The sequence below is a fragment of the Pseudoalteromonas sp. SR44-8 genome (assembly GCF_014163635.1).
Classification (GTDB): domain Bacteria; phylum Pseudomonadota; class Gammaproteobacteria; order Enterobacterales; family Alteromonadaceae; genus Pseudoalteromonas; species Pseudoalteromonas rhizosphaerae.
Window position 1 is genome coordinate 82,342 of the sequence record NZ_JACJDS010000010.1, and the last position, 20,624, is coordinate 102,965.

Sequence of the window (20,624 nt, forward strand, 5' to 3'; positions counted from 1 at the left end):
TATTGTTTAATTTATTGCATCGCAACAGCAAGTTGATGATACAAACCGATACCGATAAGTACGTTAAATGGGAAAGTGATGCCTAGTGAACTGAGCATAGCCAGACCTATATCGGCTTTGGGGATTGCGGCTTTTATAGCGGCAGGCGCTGCAATATAAGATGCGCTGGCCACTAAACTCCCCAAGATAACGATTGAGCCTAACTCAAGCGCTAATAAAGTGCCGACACTGACTCCAATCGCGCCTAATATTAATGGACTGATTATAGCAAATAGTGTCAGTTTCCAGTGATGCCAAGGTATAGGGCGTAATGTTTGCGCTGCCGTTAAACCCATTTCGAGTAAAAATAATGCAAGCACGACTTTAAAACTATTGGTTAATAATCCAGTTACTTGGCTGCCTTGCTGTGTGCCATACATCATACCAATAACAACACCGCCTACGAGGAGAATAACGCTCTTATTGGTTAAGGTTTCATGCCAGAGTGCTTTAAGCGATAAGGTATTATCGGCACTATGTTGTTTATCAAGTCGTCGATAAAGTAACAGCCCGACGATAATCGCGGGAAGCTCTAGCATCACTAAATACAGGGTTACTTCAGCACCTACTGCTAGCTGCGCCGATTCAGCATAAGCGAGGGCGACTGCAAATGTCCCCGCGCTTACGGAGCCATAATGGGCGGCGATACTTGCGCTGTTCGCTACCGAAAGTTTTATCACATATTTTAAAATAGGGTAGAGCATTAAAGGTATAAATGCGCCAAGCAGCATCACCGAGCCCATTTCTGGCAATAATTGCCAACTAAGATTGCCGTGTAATACCATGCCGCCTTTTAAGCCTATGGTCAGCATCAGCAGCAAACTTAAGGTCTCGTAAGTTGCTTTTGGAATAACGAGATCAGAACGTAAAATCCCCGCAACTAAACCCAAAACAAAAAACATTACAACAATATCTGGCACACCTTTCTCCTATTAATTTAAAGTTGCGCTATTGTAGATAAAGTCATGCATTGTAAATAATAAAATGATTGGTAGTTAGTTATAGGTTATTATCTATGGGCTGATTAATACCTGAGGGGATGAGATAGCGATGGATTTAAGACATATTTCTTTTCGGCTACTTGAAGTGTTTATGAGTGTAGTAAAAACCGGCTCGATCAGTGAAACCGCACGGCGTTTACACTTAACTCAGCCAACGGTGTCGCTGCAAATTAAACGTTTACAAGAGGCTGTAGATGAGCCGCTGGTGATTATGCAGCAACAAAAACTGCATGTCACAGAAGCCGGGCATGAGTTATTTAGGACTTGCCAACGAGTGTTTGGCCACTTTGATGATTACAACGATTTTTTAGCTGAACTCAAAGGGGGTGAGCGCGGGCGATGTAAAATCGCCATGGTGAATACCGCACAATATATTTTGCCAAAATTACTCGGGCCCTATAGTAATTTGCATCCTCATGTTGAGTTGCCTCTTGAGATTGGCAATAGAGCAGAGGTGTTAGCGCGCTTTGAACGCGGTGAAGATGATATTTATGTATTTAGCCATCCACCGTCACTTGAACATGCAAAAGCGGCACGCTTTTTAAAAAACCCGCTTGAGTTTATTGTGCCTACTGATCATCCATTAGCTAATCAACAACACGTTGCACTTTCTGAGCTAGTGAAATACCGCTTTTTATTAAGAGAGCCTGGCTCTGCAACTCGGATGTTATTTGAGAGCGAACTGCAAAGACGCGGTTTAGTACTGAGTAACAGCGTGCAAATGGCAAGTAATGAGGCTATTCGCGTTGCAGTATCATCAGGAATGGGAATTGGTGTGCTGTCTCGCCATGTGTTGCCAATAGGAGATCATGGCTTCAAAGTATTAACTGTAAGTGATGCAAGCTTAGCAAGTCATTGGTACTTTGTTATCCGCACTGATCGGCATATTGCTCATGCTGCGCGTAGTTTTTTAACATTTGCCCAAGACCACCTTGAACAATACTTAGATGGCCGATGGGTACGTAATGAATTGCATGGGCTGAATCTAAGTTTAGCTGATCAGCAAATTTGTTAGTTGAAAATTCAACCTAGTGAACGAATGATTTTACCGCATTAATTAATATCTGGCGTGGAGTCTCTTAAAACGAGAGTCGGCTGGAATACACGATTAATTGTAATGCCAGGGCGTTTGTAAATGTCTTTAAGTACAAGGTTAGCCGCCATTCTGCCCATCTCTGGGACTGGGTTATCTATGGTTGTTAGAGTTGGGTAAAGGTAATTGGTGAAAATCACGTTATCGTAGCCCATAATGGCGAGATCTTTCGGTAAATTAAAACCGTGTTCTCTGGCGAACTTCATCGCACCTGAGGCCATTTCATCATTGGCACAGACAATTGCGCTAAATTGCGCTTTATTTTCAATAAAATGTTTTAAGCCATCATTGCCGCCGGTTTCTTTAAAGTCGCCAATGTAAAAAAGGCTTTCATCAAAGGCTATATTGTATTCAGCAAGCGCTTTTTTATGTCCTACGAGTCGGTCTGACGCATCAACTTTAAATTGTGGACCCGCAATATAAGCAATATTTTTGTGACCTTTATTGATCATCGTTTTAGTGGCAAGATAACCGCCCAGAACGTTATCAAGACTAATACAGTTGTCTTTAATTTCCTCAACATAACGGCTCATTAAATAAATGGGGATTTTTCCCTTACTAAGTTCAATTAGATATTCGTCCGATACTATTTCCACATGGGCAATTATGGCATCACAGTTACGACTGATTAAAAATTCAAAGCCATTTTTCTCTTTGTCTTCGTCACTGTGCCCTGCGGTAATAATAACATGCTTACCTGCGGCACGAAGTTGCTGCTCTATCGCCGACATCATTTGGCCAAAGAACGGGCCGTCTAGTTCAGAGACTAAAACACCAACACTACTGGTACGACTCGATGCTAAAGAACGGGCAATAGAACTGGGTTGATAGCCAAGTTGCTGCATTGCTTCGAGCACTTTTTTCTTGGTTTTTTTACTTACATAATCATTGTCGTTCAGAACCCTTGATACCGTAGAGAGAGAGACACCTGCAAGTTCTGATACTTGATAAATTGTAGCCATTAATTTCCTAGCGTTATTATTCGCACTTTATAAAAACGTATTGATAATGAAATATAATTTACACATTACTGCGTCTAAAAGCCAAGTCTTCCGTGATTTTCTGCGTCATTGCGGGTGTCAACGGATAGATAAGCATCAAGGCGGCACCTAAAAAAGCAAATGCTGCGGGGATCCAACTCATTAATAGTTGCATGCCAGGTAATGATTGCGTAATGGTTGCTTCATTCATGCCGTTATAGCCATAGCCTGCCAATACCACTAATACTAATGCCCCAGCGAAACCGCCGCCAGTTTTTTGCACAAACGTCCCTGCGGAATAAATTAAGCCCGTGGCGCGGCGTTTGTTTTTCCACTCAGAATAATCGGCAGCATCCCCTAACATGCTAAAAAACAGGGTAGGCATCATGGCAGCAAAAAATTCAGCTGCACAACCAAAAGTAAATATGGCAACAATGTTGTCAGCAGGCACCCAATAAAATGCTGTGGTTAATAAGCCACTTAATATTAAAGAGATGATAAATAAATTACGTTTGCCTATTAGTTCGGCAAGTTTACCAGTGGCAAGAGCGCCGAGGATAGACACCACTAATAACGCAACGAAGTATTGGCCTGCCATCAGTTCGCTGCCAACCTGATATTTAAAGTAATAAGCAATTACACCATACTTTATACCGTTGAACATCATGGTCAAAAAGCCCATGCCTAATAAAATTAACCAAGGCTTGTTGGTGAGCAAATCAACCATATCACGTTGAGTTCCCGTGAGATTTTGATGATCTTTGTTGAGTAATTTTTTTATCACGACAGTCATCATAGTCATGATAAATGCAAAAAATAGCCCACTGTAGATTTCGCGATAATAAAAGAACAGGGTAGTTGCCAATAATGGCAGAATAATAAAGGGTAAGTTTTTAGTTAAATCTTTGAGCTCTGATTTTAAATTACCACTGGTTGTTTTGTGGGGGATTACCCGCTCTTTGGTGCTAACAAAAGTGATAACCATCAAAACAATTAGTAATGCTGCAAATAAGTACATGGTTAACTGATAACCTTTGGCGTTATCGCCATTGCCAAAATAAGCAACCAGTTCAGGTAAAAAGCCCATCACTAATAAACCGCCTGCAAAGGCTCCGGCAAAGCGAAAACTCGATAGTTTCGTGCGCTCGGTATCGTCTGGACTCATTACTCCCATTAATGCAGAGTAAGGCACGTTACTCACCGTATAAGCTAACGTTAAGCCTATGTAGGTAATGTAGGCGTAAATTAACTTGTTGGTGTCATTGAAATCAGGTGTGGTGAAACACAACACCATGAACAGTCCTAAAAAAGGAGCAGACCATAAAATCCACGGTCTAAATTTACCAAACCGAGTGGTGGTTCTGTCTGCAATCATTCCCATAATAATATCGGTTACACCATCGGATAACCTAACCACCAAAAATAACATAGCTGCGGCCGCAGCCGATATGCCAAATGTGTCAGTGTAAAATACTGCTAGGTAGGCAAGTGCACCTCGCCAAACTAAGTTGGCTCCGGCATCACCCATCGCATAACCGATTTTTTCGTATAAAGGAATTTTGTTCACTGTGTGTTTCTTATTGTTGTTTTTAAAGGAGCACTAGCTAAGTTTACCGGCTAGTAATTAAACTACTATACGCAAGGCCACTGGCTTTTACAGTACGTTGTTGAGTTTGATAATCAACATAAACGATACCAAATCGCTTTGAATAGCCTTCAGCCCATTCAAAGTTATCCATTAAGCTCCATGCAAAGTAGCCATGGATCACCACACCTTGTTCAGTTGCGTTATGCAATGCGTTTAAGTGTTGCTGATAGTAAGCTATGCGATCTGAATCGTTAACTTTACCATCTATCATCTTGTCGGCCATTGCTGCGCCATTTTCAGTAATATAAATCGGTGGTAGGGTATATTTCTCATTTAACGATACTAATAATTCAGTAAGTGCTTGCGGGTAAATTTCCCAACCAATATCAGTTAATAGGCCTTGATGTGGGCGCTCGTCATAAAAATCATCAGCGCTTGCTTGGTAATGTAAACGCGTATAAAAATTAACGCCAAGGTAATCTAATGGCTGCGCAATAATTTCCATATCACCGGGGTGAATATCTGGACGCTGCTCTACTGGTAGTTGCTCAATAATATCTGGGTATTTGCCAGTCATTACAGGGCGCATATACCAATGGTTAATATAATCATCAGCAAAGGCTGTGGCTTTAAGATCTGCGTCACTTTGTGTTACCGGGTAACAGGGAGTAAAGTTGAGTACGATACCATTAAGTGTCTGTGGGCTATTTTTAGCCAGCATTTGCATCGCTAAACCATGACCTAGTAATAAGTGATGGGCAGCTTTTCGGCCAAATTCCCGACCGACAATACCTGGGGCATGCACACCAATTTCATACCCTAAATAAGAGCTGCAAAAAGGTTCATTTAAGGTTGAATATGAATAAACACGATCACCAAACGCTTTGCTAATAAGATCTGTGTAGTGAGCAAATTCATAGGCGGTATTACGATTTAACCAGCCGCCTTGATCTTCTAAATACTGCGGTAGATCCCAGTGATATAAAGTGACAAATACCTTGATGTTGCGGCGTTTAAGTTCATCTAGAAGATCAGTATAAAATTTCACACCTAATGGATTTAAACTACCATCTTGATGCATTACGCGTGGCCAAGAAATTGATAAACGATAGGCATCAACGCCCAGAGAATCTATTAACTCAATATCTTGAGGCCAACGAGTGTAGTGTTCACAGGCGATTAGACCATTTGAGTTATCGGCAATTTTATCGTCTTGAGCACAAAAGGTGTCCCAAATACATGGCAGACGATCTGCTGCACCACCTTCAATTTGAAATGAAGCAGTTGCTACGCCAAAAGTGAAGTCTTTGCTCAGTAGCGGCGAGTGTTTAGGTAAAGATAATTGTTTCATTAATAGAAAACCTCTGCTTTCTTTTTATAGTCCGTGATGCTGTTATTTTTAGCTTTTAAAGCTAACATATCTGAAAGCGCTTCCATATTTAATTTGATTAATGCCAATAGATGGTATTTAATGACTTTAAGGAAGCGCTTCCATATTTAGGTTAGTGACTATTTCTTAACAGGTCAACAGTTAAATTTTAATTTCAATGATGACAAAAAATAGTTCTACCGTTGCTTAGATGAATAAACCGCTTGGTCTCGCTTTTGTAATACAGCAGGTACTTAGAGTCTTTTAAGCAGCAATGAGTTGATAATAGATAGGTATATAAAAATGAAAACACACTTACACACAGCTAAGTTACCTACACTAAGTTTGTTAGCTGGATTAGTTACTCTGGCTGGTTGTTCAGCAAGCGAAAATAAAGATACGTCTCAAAATAATAGAGCTGTTGAACAAACGCAGCAGCAACAATTGCTAGCTATTTGGCCAAAGCTGAATAATGTGGTTCGAGCTGATCCGCAAATTGAGTCTAAGATTGCTCAGTACTTGCAGACGATGACATTAGAGCAAAAAGTTGCGCAGATGATTCAACCTGAGATCCGCGATATAACGACTGATGATATGCGTAAATATGGTTTTGGCTCGTATTTAAATGGCGGAGGCTCATTTCCGAACGCGAATAAACATGCCACACCACAAGATTGGATTGCACTTGCTGAACAGATGTATCAAGCATCGGTTGACGATTCTCTTGATGGCATCGATATTCCTACCATGTGGGGCACCGATGCTGTACATGGTCATAATAACGTGATTGGTGCAACGTTATTTCCACATAACATTGGCTTAGGCGCAGCAAATAATCCCGCTTTAATAGAAAAAATAGCCGCTGCGACGGCAATCGAAGTGATGGTTACTGGTATTGATTGGGTATTTGCGCCGACTGTTGCTGTTGTACGTGATGACCGCTGGGGTCGAACTTATGAAGGGTATTCTGAAGATCCAGAGATTGTCCGCCGGTACTCAGTTGCCATTGTTAACGGCTTGCAAGGCCATGCAGATGGTGATTTTTTAAGTCATAAGCGGGTGATTAGCACAGTTAAACACTTTTTAGGTGATGGCGGTACCGTCGATGGTGACGATCAAGGTAACAATATCGATTCAGAGCAAGCCTTGTTTGATACTCATGCTCAAGGCTACATTGGTGGTTTGTCGGCTGGTAGTCAATCTGTTATGGCGTCGTTTAATAGCTGGCATGGTAAGAAAAATCATGGCAATAAATACCTGCTTACCGATGTACTGAAAACGAAAATGGGCTTTGATGGCTTTGTTGTTGGTGATTGGAATGGCCACGGACAAGTTGTAGGTTGTAGTAACGAAAGCTGCCCACAGGCTGTAAACGCGGGGCTTGATATTTTTATGGTTCCTACGGGGGCGTGGAAACCACTTTATGAAAATACGATAGCGCAAGTGAAAGCCGGTGAAATTGCCATGAGCCGAATTGACGATGCTGTTGCGCGTATTTTAAGAGTCAAACTAAGAGCGGGTTTATTTGATAAACCGAGCCCTGCAAAACGTCAGTTCTCAGGTAAAACGCAGTTAATTGGCGCGCAAGCGCACCGCGATATTGCGCGACAAGCTGTGCGTGGATCACTGGTGTTATTAAAAAACAACAACAATACTTTGCCGATAGCGGCTAATTCACGAGTATTAATTGCCGGAGATGGCGCAGATAATATTGCTAAGCAAGCGGGGGGCTGGAGTATTACTTGGCAAGGCACCAATAACGAAAATACCGATTTCCCTGATGCTACGTCAATCTTTGCGGGTTTAAAAGCGCAGATCACGGCCGCAGGTGGAGAGGCCATTTTAAGTCCTGATGGACACTTTACACAAAAACCTGATGTGGCGATTGTGGTGTTTGGAGAAGAACCTTATGCAGAAGGCCACGGTGACAGGGATAATCTTGAGTTTGAGCGTAATAATAAAAAGTCGTTAGCGTTATTAAAACAGCTTAAATCAAAAGGCGTGCCGGTCGTATCGGTATTCATTTCAGGTCGACCAATGTGGGTTAACGCTGAGTTAAATGCCTCTGATGCGTTTGTCGCCGCATGGCTACCGGGTACAGAAGGACAAGGTGTGGCCGATGTATTATTAACTGACGCAGGAGGTGATATTCAGCATGACTTTACTGGTAAATTGTCGTTTTCATGGCCAAAATCACCACTGCAAACCGCAGTAAATAGAGATGATGTAGACTATTCGCCACTATTTCCTTATGGCTTTGGTTTAACCTATACAGATAAAAATACCCTGGCAGATAATTTAAATGAAGACTCAGGTGTTGATATAGCTAGTTTGCCTAATATGGCTATTTTTAATGGCGTGCTGACTGATCCATGGCGATTGTTTTTAAAGTCAGCACAGCAGCAAGTTCAAGTAGCTAGCAATAGCGTTGAATTAGCAGGTATTAGTTATCGTACTGAAGATAAAAATATTCAAGAAGATGCAATGGCATTTGTATTTACAGGTATAGGCCTTACTACAGCCGAAATCAATAGTAACTTCACTGAAGATAAAGTGGCTTATATCGAAGCAAACTCAGCGCTGAGTTTTGATTACAAGATAAATAGCGAATTTGCTGCTCCATTATTTGTTGCTATGAGTTGCGAGCATGGTTGTGGTGGACGTGTTGATATCAGCGCAGAACTCAAAAAGGCTACATTAAATAGATGGCAAACACTCAGCATAGACTTAACCTGCTTTACTGAGCAAGGCGTTGATTTTTCAAGAGTGATTAGCCCATTTTCGTTACAGAGCACGGGTAACGGTTCGGTTTCTGTGGCGAATATCAACTTTGTGCCAGAGGGAGCAAAACAGGCAACAATTATCTGCCCAGATAGTTAACTTAGTCTTTGATTTTGTTGTGTTGTGCAAAGCCCTTTACGTGATTAAAGGGCTTTTTATGCTCACTCAGATTACTCCGCAGAACAATATTGTTGTAAGAACGCTTTATGTGTTGGCAATTGTGCCACGCGTTGAGTAATTTGCTGTTTGATACTGAGCAGAAAGTGGCTTAACTCATCATCACTCATCAGGCTTGCAATTAAATGGTATTGTTTGGGTTTGATACCTTGACCCAACATTACTTGCACCCATGAGTCGACTCTAAAAATATCGCCGTCATCTAAAAATACCCGCCCAGTTTCTTTGAATAAACTAATTTTATGAACAAGGGTATCAGGCACTTCCATATTTTTACAATGACGCCAAAATTCGCTATCAGTGCGATCAGTGACTTTATAATGCAAGACAATAAAATCACGAATATTTTCAATCTCACTTTTTAGCTGTTTGTTGTATTCGTGGATTGCTTGTTCGGTAATACCATCAAATGGAAATAGCCGGATAAAGCGAATAATGCCCGACATAATTAAATGAATACTGGTAGATTCAAGTGGTTCAACAAAGCCACTGGCAAGCCCCAAAGCAAGGCAGTTTTTATTCCAGCCTTTGCGGCGGCGGCCAGTTTTAAATTTAATTACTCTGGGTTCAGTGAGAGTTTCACCTTGAATATTACTGAGTAAAAGCTGCTTTGCATCAGTATCGTTTAAATAACGGCTACAATACACTAGACCATTACCTACGCGCTGTTGCAGAGGAATTTGCCACTGCCAGCCTACATCATGTGCTATTGAGCGGGTATAAGGCACTATATCATCGCTAATGGCTCTAGTTTGTACTGCAATTGCGCTATCGCACGGCAGTAAGTGTGACCAATCTTCATAGCCGGTATGCAAAGCCTGTTCAATAAGTAGTCCATTAAAGCCGGTACAATCAATAAAAAAATCACCATTTATGATACTTTCATCTGCAAGAGTTAGGCTGTTTATGAAGCCCGAAGTGGCGCATTTATTAACGTGGATTATTTTTCCCTCTAGACGTTTAACCCCTAGTTGTTCTGAAAATTCACGTAGGAATAATGCATAACGACTCGCATCCATATGAAATGCATAATTAATTGGATTTTGCTGATTAAAAGCACACTTACCTTGTTTAGCTGCTTGCAGTTCATAACAGTAATCACCAAACTCGGATTCAAGTCCTAATGTTAAGCTGTGTAGCCAAAAATGATGAAATTCACCTGCCCAGCATTCTTTGCCCGTCATGCCAAATGAGTGAATATAATCGGTGTTTTTTTCGCCCCAGTTTTCAAAACTGATCCCTAATTTAAAGCTTGCTTGGGTAGCTTTCATAAATGCTTGCTCATTTATGCCAAGTAATTTATGAAAAGTGCGGATCGGTGGAATAGTAGCTTCACCAACACCAACCGTAGCAATGTCGTCGGATTCGATAAGGGTGACATTGATATTTTTACCAACGAGTTTACTGAACGCAGCCGCAGCCATCCAACCAGCTGTTCCACCGCCAGCGATCACCACATTTTTTATAGGTTTGTTGTGTGTCATTGTCAGGTTAAGCCTTATTGTTTAAAAGTTGATTTAATAATGCGCGATTTGTTGGTAACCCTTGTAAGTATTTGGCAATTTTTTCACGGTTTTGCTGATAAAAATACTGCCCAGCTTTAGAGTTATTAAAAGCATTTTTTGCTGTTGTATTTTGCGTGTGAAAGCCCATTCCATACAATACATATTGATAGCTGGCAGAGGGGAATACCTCTTCGTTTTCAATTAAATCAAACCTGCTTGGTGGTTGATATTGCCAAAGTGCCAGCAATTCATTCAAACGAGTAGGAATGCTCGATGGTTTTTTTATATCACGCCAGTATTGACTATCATCACGTTCACTTAATATGTAATGTAACTTTAAAAAGTCGATTACTCGCTGCCAGCGATAACTAAAGCGCTGATTAAATCGTTTAGCCAGCAAGTCCATATGAGTACGGTTTTGCGGCATTTGTTCGCTTAACATGCTGATTGAAAGCTCCACCATCGCCAGTGCTGATGCTTCAAGTGGCTCTATAAAACCTTGCGACATACCAACAGCAACACAGTTTTTTACCCAAAACTGTGTGCGGTAACCAGGAAGAAAACTCAGCTTGCGAGTTTGTATTTGCTCGGCGACTTGTTCACCAACAGATAGCGCAGCATAGCTCTTTAAGGTGTTCACAGCGGTTTGTTCATCGCAGTATTTATCGCTATAGGTATAACCGATACCACGACGACTCGGTAGACCAATATCCCAGATCCAACCATGTGGCTGCGCCGTTGATAAAGTGGCTGAGGCGATCTCTTGTTGATTATCGCTATAAGGGAGATGTGCAGCGATAGCGCTATTATTAAAAAGAATATGCTCTTGTGTGATAAGCGTTGCGCCATAGTGCTCACCAATCAAACGCGCCCGAGCACCGGTACAATCAATGAATAAGTCGCCGTCTATGTCACCGTGCTTTATGGTGGTGAGTGATTGAATATAATCGTCATGGTCATTTTTTACTTCGATGACGTCATCAATAATATGATGCACATTGAGTTTTTTTACGCAGTGGTGTTTTAAAAATGTGGCAAACTTACCGGCATCAAGATGATAGCCGTAATTAGTGACCGCCGCGTATTCTGGTGTGTGTAACTGCTTAGGTGCAAGTGCTGCTTGGCAAACAAAGCTTTGCATATTAACGGCGTCGGCATATTTTTGAGTGCTTGCATGATGTTGCCAGTAAGCGTGTAAATCGGTTTCTAAATAGCCTTCAGGAGTCATAAACGGATGATAGTAGTTTTCGCCTATATTTATGTTACGCCAGTTTATGAATTTTGAACCTTGCTTAAATGAAGCATCGCAGTGACGTATAAAATCTATTTCTTCGATACCAATTCGCTTGAGCGTATTGCGCATAGACGGCCAAGTGCCTTCGCCTACACCTGAAATAGCAATGTTTGCAGACTCTATTAAGGTAATCTTTTTTTTAGGGTGTTCAGCGGCTAATAGCCCTGCACTTAGCCAACCTGCTGCGCCACCACCTAATACCACAATGTGTTGTATTTTATTATTCATTGTGTGCTCTGTTGTTTTAATAAAATTGCTATTAACCTGCAACGCAAAAAGCCGCTAACAACTAGCGGCTTAATACTCATGGCGTTAATGAGTCAATAACCTTTGCTTAGAAGTTATAACGCATACCAATATTATAGCGTGCACCATTTTGTTCTAAATTCCATAACTGTGCTTCATACCGGCCATGTTGGCGCATATTTTGTTCAGTAATGTTAAGCCCTTCGACAAAGAACGACATTTGTTCACTGTAGTTGTAAGCAATATTAAAATCAATTTGGTAATACTCTTCTGTAAAGCCCGGCTCGTTAACGTAACGGGCAGCACTGTTTAAGAATTTATCACGCCAGTTATAGGCGATACGCGCCTGAAACTTATCGTTTTCGTACATGGCTATAAAGTTAGCTGTGTCGCTTAAGCCAACAAGGGCAAATTGTGTGACGGTTGGATCAGCGGCTACATTATAATCAATATCACCATTTACTATGGTGTAGTTAGCTTGTAAGCCAAAACCCGTGTCGCCAAAGAAGTGTTGTACGGCAAATTCATAACCATCAATTTTGGCATCTTTACTGTTGGTTGGTACTTGTGCCGTAAAGTCCATCAGTGGGTCATCACTGTTTGGTAGAACGTCGTAAGCGGCTTCAAATTCTTCATAGCTCATCGAGTCAAATGCTACACCATTTTCCATTGCAGCGACCATTTGGAATAAATTTGAATCGGTAAACGCAAGACCTTGTGCCTCAAGCTCTGCTTTGGCTGCTTGTGCTCTTGGACCCGCAGATGCATCGCGTAAGCCGTAGTAGTTTTGAGTCATTGGTGATAGACCAATAAAATTATCTACTTTTTTATTAAAGTAACCAATCGACACATAACTTAGATCAGTGAAGTACCACTCAGCAGATACATCAAAATTATTCGATTCAAGTGGGACAAGGCTAGGGTTACCAGTTGCTGCTGGTGCATTAGTGGTGCCTGGAATGATCGAAGGGCCGGTAGGTACACCTACCGTTGCCGCAGAACTTAAATTGTCGTAAGTAGGGCGGGCAATAGTGGTACTGTAAGAGGCGCGAAGAGTCACATCCTCAATAACGTTAATGTTAAAATCTAAGCTAGGTAAAAAATGGTTATAGCTTGAGCTCAAGGAATAGTCATCTTTATTGGTGCCGTAACGCACATTAAAGTCGTTGTTACCCTCCCATGCAACTGCATCAGGTAAATCAATATTAGCAGTTGAGGTAATATCGGTTGTTTCGTAGCGCGCACCAATCACAAGGTTAAATACCATGCCATTGATTTCGTTACTGTAATTATATTGTACAAATGCCGCTTGAATATCTTCTTCAATAGTGCGATTAGTTGCAAACGCGCCATCAGCCGCAAAATTGAACCCGTATTGATCTGCCGCCCAGTAACCAATCTGTGAAGCACTACCGGTAAAGCCTTGATCAAATGAACCACTGGTATCGTAATCATCAAATTCGGCTAAAAAATTAGTTGGATCTAAATAGCCATCGGGTAGTTCACCAGGGTTTTCAATGCCCCAGTTACCCATTGTATTACGTGTTAGCGATTGTAAAGAGTGACTTTCCATTGAGCGTGACTCAATACCAAAGTCGATACTGCCGTTGTCTATGAGATAACTACCGTGTAGTCGAAATTCATCAACGGTTGATTCTTGACTTGCAAAGTTTGCATCTAAAATTGAGCTACCTACATCAGCTTGATCAAGCGCTCCTGAGCAGTTTAGATTTGTGCGACTACAGTCATCGAAATCTATTACCATAGAGGGTAAGTCACGGCTAAAGTCAACTTGTTGTGCGGCCACGACATTGGCACCTAAGCCTGCATTTATCCAACTACCATAAGGCGCATCGGGTTTGCTGGTGGCTTTTGAGCTGTGGGCATCAAACGTAAAGTTCAGTTGATCACTAAAGTAGTATTGAAGGTTTAAACCGATTGAATTATTTTCGTTTACTTGATTTTGCTCTTGTAATGCTAAGCCTAAGTCGCGAGTAGATAAGTCGCGGCGTTCTTCACGGTAATAAATCGGTGTTTTAACAGCATTGTCATCAAATGTTAAATGGGTTTTATAGTTATCCATCCAAATTGATTGCTCTGCACGGGCTTCAAATAACTCTTGCTGTGAGTAAGTATAATCAAGTGTTGCGGTAAATGAGTCAATTGGGCTGTACTGCAATGTTAATTGAGCATTAGTGCGAGTTCGCTCACGATCTGCAATGGTGTAGCGTAAGTCTGATGGCATTGAATAATACTGGCCCATCGCAGGAGCATTTTCTAATACAATGTCATCTGCCGCTTGAGGAATGGTGCCATCATATTCTGTGGTGCGCCATTCGCCAACAAATGCCCCGGTTGCTGAACTATCACGCTGTTGCATACTTGCTGTGAGTGAAGCACCAAATTTAGCATCTTCATCTGTCCAGCTAAAGATCCCTGAAATTTCTGGAGTAACGTCATCGCCGACACGGTTAGTTGTATCGTGCTGTGCTTTAACACCAATATTGGCAACTAGACCAGGGTTATCAAGCGGACGAGCAGTATTGATATTAATGGTTGCACCAATGCCACCAGATGCGATGCTTGCTTTACCTGTTTTATATACTTCTACTGATTTCACACTTTCTGAGGCAAGATTAGCAAAATCATAGGCTCGAGAGTTTGGAGCACCACCACCAGCAGGAAGAGAGGCCGCAGGCATTGTACGTCCGTTTAATGTCACCATATTATAATCTGGACCAAAACCACGCACCGTCACTTTAGAACCTTCACCATTGCTGCGGTCAATTGAAACACCGGTAATGCGTTGCAGCGATTCAGCTAAATTAGTGTCTGGAAATTTACCAATGTCTTCTGCAGAAATGGCATCAACAACCCCAGAAGAGTAACGCTTAAGCTGAGTTGATTCTTTGATACTGCCTTTAAAACCGGTGACTTGAATCACTTCTAATTCACTTTGTTGTTCAACCTCGGCGGCAAACGTAGACATAGTGGTTGCGGCACCTAAAATCAAAGATAAGCTGGTGGCTAACTTTGTTTTCATTAAAATATGCTTGGACATTAGACTTCCCTCGTACTGTTATCATTATTATTTACTCGCCACAAAAATGCGGCGGTATCACTGTGTGTGGAAGCGCTTCCATAGCGGCTTGTATTAATTTCTGTGGAAGCGCTTCCAGAAAGGCTAGTGTAATTTTTATGTTGCGTCAACTACTGTGTTTAATTTATTGCAGCTAAAATGTATTAAATTTGTTTAATTGGATGTGGTGTTTATTGTTTTATATATAATTATCGGTCAATTATTTTTATCTTTGTAACTTTATTAGGTAAATGAGTGTTCGCATGGTTTTTATGGCCATAAATATGAAAACAGCTGAACTTAAACGGGAGGCTAAGTGAATGATGGAGTAGCAATTAGCATAAGCAAAAAGTACCTTATTGTTATTATCTAATTGCGTTTGGTATATTTATAACGTATTGTTTATTATCAATTAACATGGAATGTATCGTACTTCCCGCGATTAAGTAAGAGTCGTTATGTTGTTAACTCACGTCAGAAATACCCACATAAAAGAAATCATGTCATGGTTTTTAAATGAAGAAGAAGTTCATGCATGGGCTGGGCCTAATTTTAGATACCCGTACGATTTTAATTCTTTCAAAAAGGGTTTAAAACTTGATGAAATAAACTCATTTGTATTGCTTGCTGATGATAATACGCTAATGGCTTTTGGTCAGTTTTATTTACGTATTGGCTGTTGTCATCTAGGTAGGTTAGTGGTTAACCCGGAGTATCGTGGCAGTGGCATTGTAGCAACACTAATTACCCAGCTCAGTGAACTAGGTCAATTAACTTTAGCTACGCAAACATGTTCTTTATTTGTATTATCTCATAACAAAAGTGCGATTAAAGCGTATAAGAAACTTGGCTTTGTACTTGCTGATTACCCAGAGCCAATACCACTTGCTAATTGTTTGTATATGACAAAGACACCAGGCTAAGTTTAATCAGTGGTTATACTCAGTGGATTCAGTGTTTAAAAAATTACAATTCAGTTCGGTTACATAACACCGTTGGCAACATGGTCGGTTTGTTGATCACTAATAACCACTTGATCCCGGCCTTTTGCTTTAGCGATATATAAGCGTTTATCGGCTTGATCTAACAATATTTTAATTGAAGCATTGGCATCATAACTACTGCTAATTCCCACACTTACTGATAAATTTATAGTGTTACCTTTAAAACGTAAGCTATGCCCTCTAATTGCATCACAGAGTTTTTGAGCAGTTACCTGAGCTTGATTAAGTGATTGATCTGGAAGTAATAAAGCAAACTCTTCACCACCAATTCGCGCAGCAATATCGTTATCATTTAATTGTGCCATGATATGTTGCGCTATCCATTTTATAGCGGTATCACCTGTGCTGTGACCATATTTATCATTAACACTTTTGAAGTAATCAATATCGATCATAACTACCGAAAATGATTGCTGATATGCAACACCTTGTTTGAGAAGTTTTTCACCTTGCATAAAAAAACCACGTCGATTTAACAGACCTGTTAATACATCGTGATTAACTAGACGCTGAAGGTTTTCTTCAATATTTACAAATAATAAAAACGGCAATACCAATGCTGTAGCAGTGGCTAGTATTATATGGCTTACTAAAATTGCTTGTAGCCAAAGACTATAATCAGTTGCAGAATTACTAACCAAAGGAGCTGCTAACATAAATACTTGTATATACATGATGAGAGAGTGGCTAATAAAACAGCCGGACAAGATTTTTTGTTGCATTGGTGCTACGCATTTCATCTTATAAACTAAGTATGCACCGTAAATAAAGAGTGTTGCAATAACGAGACTTGTCACCAATTGGCCTGCTGTAATCGCATAGATTGGTAGTAACACAATTGCACTGGCAATCACTAAGGTTAAAAAGTGCCGATTAGTATTTCTAGTTAGATTAGTTACTTTCTGCAAACCAATAAGAGCGAGTATAGGACTGATTATGATGCACATATCTGCCAGATAGTGCGTAATAAAAGGGCTATCAAGTACTATCCGTAGACATGCTAAGATTTGCGAGACCACAAATATCATACACGACCCGCCTAAGTATAAATAGCAGGGTTGTTTTTTATACTTATAAACGGTAAAAAAAAAGCCGCCGATCAGGACATTCAAAAGTAACGAGATGCTAATCACAGTGGGTAAATGTAGCATTATGAATCTGCCTTGTTTAATCGTGCTGCTTCAGCAACTATTGGTATAGTTATTATATATTGGTATTCACGAATTAACATAATTAGTGCGCAATTTATGGTTAACGGGTGATAGGCCATCAAAGCTAAACTTGTTAGGTTCGAAAGTGGCTAAACTAATAAGTATATTACCATCAGTTATAATCCAATGAGCTAGCAGTAAAGATATCAGATTGGAATTATTTACGCGAGGTGTTGTTATCGTAAAATTGCAACACAATTAAATTACTGCTCATTAAGAGCGCCGTTTTTAAAATTGGTACTAGCATATAGTAAACGAGGTTATTACGTTGCTAAGTTAATAATGATAGAGCTCTAATTCTGTTCAGTAAGATCAAATTAATCGCGCTATATTGTTAAGCGCCTGTTCCAAACTCGTCACAGGTATAAAAGGCGTTAGAGCACAGCAGAATAAGGAGTGATCATTGGCTTAGTTGTTCAGGTAAGCTTTTTACAGTAAGTAAAGTACCCGCTAAAATTGTATAAGAGTTACGACGTGTAATAATTGTTAAACGGTAGCACTACCGCAGTTTTATCCACATGGCTAAACTTATATAATTCAATCGACATTACTCATTAATTATTAGGTTACTACTTTGTCCCAATATGGTGGCGTACCATAGTATCCGTTAATAAAATCAATAAAACACCTGATTTTATGTGGTAGTAATTTTCGGTGGGCATAAACAACATATAAACCAACAGATCCCGTTGCAAATTGAGGTAAAACTTCGATCAACTTGCCACTATTAATGGCTTCACTGGCGATAAATGTAGGCTGTAATGCGATCCCTGCACCAGCGATAGCACAATCAACCAATACATCCCCATTATTACTTTGAAACTCGCTACTACGTTGCGTGTTTTTTACCCTTAACCACTGATATATTTCGTCTTTAGTATCCATTTCTGTGTAGCTATAATGCAAGTATCGGTGGTTTTTTAGGTCTTCAGGTTTTTCAGGAGTACCATGTTTTTCAAGGTAGTCAGGTGAGGCACATAAAATTAATCTAATGGGCGCGACCTGCTTGGCAATCAAAGACGAACTTTTGAGTCGACCAATACGCAGTGCTACATCATAACCTTCATCAACAATGTCAACTTTGCGGTCGTTCAGTTGCAAATCAACATTAACAAAAGGGTAATGTGATTGGAACTCAGTCACTAATTTACCCATGTGTTTTAACGCGAATGACACTGGAGCACTTATTCTCAGAGTTCCGGTTGGGTGCTGCTGTAAGCCCCCTAATTGTGAATCCATTTCATCAATACTTAACAATATCTGTTGCGCATGCTGAAAATAATGTGTGCCAGCTTCAGTGAGGCTTACTTTACGGGTAGTGCGATTTAGTAACCGTACAGCAAGGCGTTCTTCTAGTTTAGAAACGTACTTACTAACCAATTGTGGTGAAAGTTGTAAGGTTGTTGCCGCATTGCTAAAACTACCTTCGATCACCACAGATACAAAGGCTCGCATTGCATCAATTCTATCCATAATTTTTCTCATATTTAAATTGATTAACAACATTTTGTTGTTAATCATTCTTTATTTGTCATCTTACTCCGCCATGACATTGATAGTAAAGTGTACTTATCCCAACAGGGTCTAATTAAAACGTAAATAAATACTTTGCTAAAGAGGAACAAATAATGAAACTAATAAACACGATACTAAAATCAGATGCAGGACTTGCCGCTTTAATACTTCGCGCGCCAATTGGTTTGATTTTAGCTGCACATGGATCACAAAAATTGTTTGCTTGGTTTGGTGGTTATGGTCTGGAAGGAACAGGTCAATGGATGGCGAGTATCGGTATTACTCCAGGCTATTTAATGGCATTACTCGCAGGCAGTGCTGAATTTTTTGGCGGTTTAGCATTATTACTTGGGTTATTGACTCGTCCTGCTGCACTTATTTCAGCATTTACCATGCTAGTGGCTATTTTTTCAGTACATATAGACAATGGCTTGTTTATGGCAAATAACGGCTACGAATATGCACTGACACTGTTTGTAGTACTGATTGCGCTAACATTACAAGGTGGTGGTCGTTTTAGTATTGATAACTTTATAGCGAATAAATTAACGTCTAGGCAGTTACAGTCCAAGCATGTTTAATCACTATTATGAAATGACGTGGATTACGGATAAATCCGCGTCTTAGCTTTGCGTTAGTTTAACTATCAAGGTTTACTTGCTCATGTTAAGTGAGCTTGTTTGGAGTAACTATGAATAATGTAGACATTGCATTTATCTCTCATGGTGGCGGCCCAATGCCACTGTTAAATGAACCAAACCATACACAATTGGTTGCTTATTTAAAATCACTTGCAAGCACGCTAAAAAAACCAAGTGCCATTTTATTGATTAGCGCTCATTGGGAGGAGTCAGTAGCGACTATTACTGCCAATGCTGCACCGAGAATGATTTACGATTATTATGGTTTTCCGCCAGCTGCCTATCAAGTGCAATACTCAAGTCAGGGAGAGCCCAAGTTAGCTGAAAAAGTACAACAAGTGTTACAACATGCTGGTATTGAAGCGAAGTTAGATCATCATCGCGGTTACGATCATGGTTTGTATGTGCCTTTAACATTAATGTACCCAGCAGCCGATATACCCGCGATTCAACTATCACTAGTGAATAACTTAGATGCTGCACAGCACTTAGCAATCGGTAAAGCGTTGCAATCTTTGGATTATGAAAACTTATTAGTTATTGGCTCTGGTTTTTCGTTTCATAACATGCAGGCATTTTTCTCGCAGGATAATCAGCAGAGCCAAATCAATAACCACGAATTTGAACAGTGGCTACGATCGACCTTAAGTGATAACACCGTGCCTGAACCAAAGCGTAATTTAATGATGCAAAACTGGCATAAAGCGCCTCATGCACGTTATTGTCATCCGCGAGAAGAGCATCTATTACCACTGCATGTATGCTATGGCTTAGCTGGCAGAGCAAGTGATGAATATGAAAATGTTACTATTTTCAATAAGCAATCAAGCGCATTTGTATGGCGAAGGAAAGAGCTGGGTATTTAATATTTGAATCATTGATCTTCTGTGTAGAGTCAAATCGTGGCGGGCATTTTTTAATTTATTTATTCAGAATTGATACGACTGAGTGGATCCGAACCACTGACCTTTGGACCGGGTGAGCAAGAGTAGGTAGTGCTTTTTCTTAATATAATTTCTATTTATGAATTGGTACGACTGAGTGGATTCGAACCGCTGACCTTTGGACCGGGTGATCAAGAGTGGGTAGTGCTCTAACCAG

General features: G+C 40.4%; 14 protein-coding genes. 5 read left to right on the forward strand and 9 right to left on the reverse strand.

Features of this window, described 5'->3' with window-relative positions:
- Window positions 1–11: 11 nt before the first annotated feature.
- Entirely contained in the window at window positions 12–959 is a 948-nt protein-coding gene (locus tag H5183_RS06745; protein ID WP_145233051.1) for a sodium-dependent bicarbonate transport family permease, read from the reverse strand.
- A gap of 130 nt (window positions 960–1,089) precedes the next feature.
- Here H5183_RS06745 and H5183_RS06750 point away from each other — a divergent pair, with 130 nt between their 5' ends.
- Window positions 1,090–2,055, forward strand: a complete 966-nt coding sequence (locus H5183_RS06750) for a LysR family transcriptional regulator (protein ID WP_182731276.1) — start codon at window positions 1,090–1,092, stop codon at window positions 2,053–2,055.
- A gap of 38 nt (window positions 2,056–2,093) precedes the next feature.
- Here H5183_RS06750 and H5183_RS06755 read toward each other — a convergent pair whose 3' ends face one another.
- Genes H5183_RS06755 through H5183_RS06765 form a run of 3 tightly spaced genes read right to left on the reverse strand, consistent with a single transcriptional unit; the run spans window position 2,094 to window position 6,052 of the window.
- Complete coding sequence (locus H5183_RS06755) at window positions 2,094–3,095, reverse strand: LacI family DNA-binding transcriptional regulator (RefSeq protein WP_145233053.1); 1,002 nt, start codon at window positions 3,093–3,095, stop codon at window positions 2,094–2,096.
- 58 nt (window positions 3,096–3,153) lie between these two features.
- Complete coding sequence (locus H5183_RS06760) at window positions 3,154–4,680, reverse strand: MFS transporter (RefSeq protein WP_182731277.1); 1,527 nt, start codon at window positions 4,678–4,680, stop codon at window positions 3,154–3,156.
- Between the two features lie 43 nt (window positions 4,681–4,723).
- Window positions 4,724–6,052, reverse strand: coding sequence for a GH1 family beta-glucosidase (locus tag H5183_RS06765; protein ID WP_149980985.1), 1,329 nt, complete (start codon window positions 6,050–6,052; stop codon window positions 4,724–4,726).
- Window positions 6,053–6,373: 321 nt separating this feature from the next.
- Between H5183_RS06765 and H5183_RS06770 the strand changes: the two genes are divergently transcribed.
- Window positions 6,374–8,950: an exo 1,3/1,4-beta-D-glucan glucohydrolase gene (locus H5183_RS06770; protein ID WP_182731278.1), complete on the forward strand. Its 2,577-nt coding sequence runs from the start codon at window positions 6,374–6,376 to the stop codon at window positions 8,948–8,950.
- A 71-nt stretch (window positions 8,951–9,021) separates the two neighbouring features.
- Here the strand turns inward: H5183_RS06770 and H5183_RS06775 are convergent, their stop codons facing one another.
- The 3 genes from H5183_RS06775 to H5183_RS06785 form a co-directional block, all read right to left on the reverse strand.
- Window positions 9,022–10,512 carry a tryptophan halogenase family protein gene (locus H5183_RS06775; RefSeq protein WP_149980987.1) on the reverse strand — a complete coding sequence of 497 codons (1,491 nt, stop codon included), beginning with the start codon at window positions 10,510–10,512 and terminating at the stop codon, window positions 9,022–9,024.
- Between the two features lie 7 nt (window positions 10,513–10,519).
- Window positions 10,520–12,055, reverse strand: coding sequence for a tryptophan halogenase family protein (locus H5183_RS06780; RefSeq protein WP_182731279.1), 1,536 nt, complete (start codon window positions 12,053–12,055; stop codon window positions 10,520–10,522).
- Between the two features lie 106 nt (window positions 12,056–12,161).
- The gene (locus H5183_RS06785; RefSeq protein WP_149980989.1) at window positions 12,162–15,134 is read right to left on the reverse strand and encodes a TonB-dependent receptor; all 2,973 of its coding nucleotides are present in this window, start codon (window positions 15,132–15,134) and stop codon (window positions 12,162–12,164) included.
- A gap of 476 nt (window positions 15,135–15,610) precedes the next feature.
- Here H5183_RS06785 and H5183_RS06790 point away from each other — a divergent pair, with 476 nt between their 5' ends.
- Window positions 15,611–16,075 (forward strand): GNAT family N-acetyltransferase, encoded by a 465-nt coding sequence (locus H5183_RS06790; protein ID WP_259397122.1) that lies wholly within the window; start codon window positions 15,611–15,613, stop codon window positions 16,073–16,075.
- A gap of 59 nt (window positions 16,076–16,134) precedes the next feature.
- Here H5183_RS06790 and H5183_RS06795 read toward each other — a convergent pair whose 3' ends face one another.
- Entirely contained in the window at window positions 16,135–17,184 is a 1,050-nt protein-coding gene (locus H5183_RS06795; RefSeq protein WP_182731280.1) for a GGDEF domain-containing protein, read from the reverse strand.
- A gap of 744 nt (window positions 17,185–17,928) precedes the next feature.
- Window positions 17,929–18,840: a LysR family transcriptional regulator gene (locus H5183_RS06800; protein ID WP_145233062.1), complete on the reverse strand. Its 912-nt coding sequence runs from the start codon at window positions 18,838–18,840 to the stop codon at window positions 17,929–17,931.
- A 155-nt stretch (window positions 18,841–18,995) separates the two neighbouring features.
- Between H5183_RS06800 and H5183_RS06805 the strand changes: the two genes are divergently transcribed.
- Window positions 18,996–19,463, forward strand: a complete 468-nt coding sequence (locus tag H5183_RS06805; RefSeq protein ID WP_145233063.1) for a DoxX family protein — start codon at window positions 18,996–18,998, stop codon at window positions 19,461–19,463.
- A 110-nt stretch (window positions 19,464–19,573) separates the two neighbouring features.
- Entirely contained in the window at window positions 19,574–20,389 is an 816-nt protein-coding gene (locus tag H5183_RS06810) for a class III extradiol ring-cleavage dioxygenase (protein ID WP_259397123.1), read from the forward strand.
- The last annotated feature ends 235 nt before the right edge of the window (window positions 20,390–20,624 follow it).

Coding starts and splice junctions, on each gene's coding strand:
- H5183_RS06805 (WP_145233063.1), top strand. CDS start 18,996: ATGAAACTAATAAACACGATACTAAAATCAGATGCAGGACTTGCCGCT.
- H5183_RS06785 (WP_149980989.1), bottom strand. CDS start 15,134: ATGTCCAAGCATATTTTAATGAAAACAAAGTTAGCCACCAGCTTATCT.
- H5183_RS06775 (WP_149980987.1), bottom strand. CDS start 10,512: ATGACACACAACAAACCTATAAAAAATGTGGTGATCGCTGGCGGTGGA.
- H5183_RS06790 (WP_259397122.1), top strand. CDS start 15,611: ATGTTGTTAACTCACGTCAGAAATACCCACATAAAAGAAATCATGTCA.
- H5183_RS06795 (WP_182731280.1), bottom strand. CDS start 17,184: ATGATATTTGTGGTCTCGCAAATCTTAGCATGTCTACGGATAGTACTT.
- H5183_RS06755 (WP_145233053.1), bottom strand. CDS start 3,095: ATGGCTACAATTTATCAAGTATCAGAACTTGCAGGTGTCTCTCTCTCT.
- H5183_RS06780 (WP_182731279.1), bottom strand. CDS start 12,055: ATGAATAATAAAATACAACACATTGTGGTATTAGGTGGTGGCGCAGCA.
- H5183_RS06800 (WP_145233062.1), bottom strand. CDS start 18,840: ATGGATAGAATTGATGCAATGCGAGCCTTTGTATCTGTGGTGATCGAA.
- H5183_RS06750 (WP_182731276.1), top strand. CDS start 1,090: ATGGATTTAAGACATATTTCTTTTCGGCTACTTGAAGTGTTTATGAGT.
- H5183_RS06770 (WP_182731278.1), top strand. CDS start 6,374: ATGAAAACACACTTACACACAGCTAAGTTACCTACACTAAGTTTGTTA.
- H5183_RS06810 (WP_259397123.1), top strand. CDS start 19,574: ATGAATAATGTAGACATTGCATTTATCTCTCATGGTGGCGGCCCAATG.
- H5183_RS06765 (WP_149980985.1), bottom strand. CDS start 6,052: ATGAAACAATTATCTTTACCTAAACACTCGCCGCTACTGAGCAAAGAC.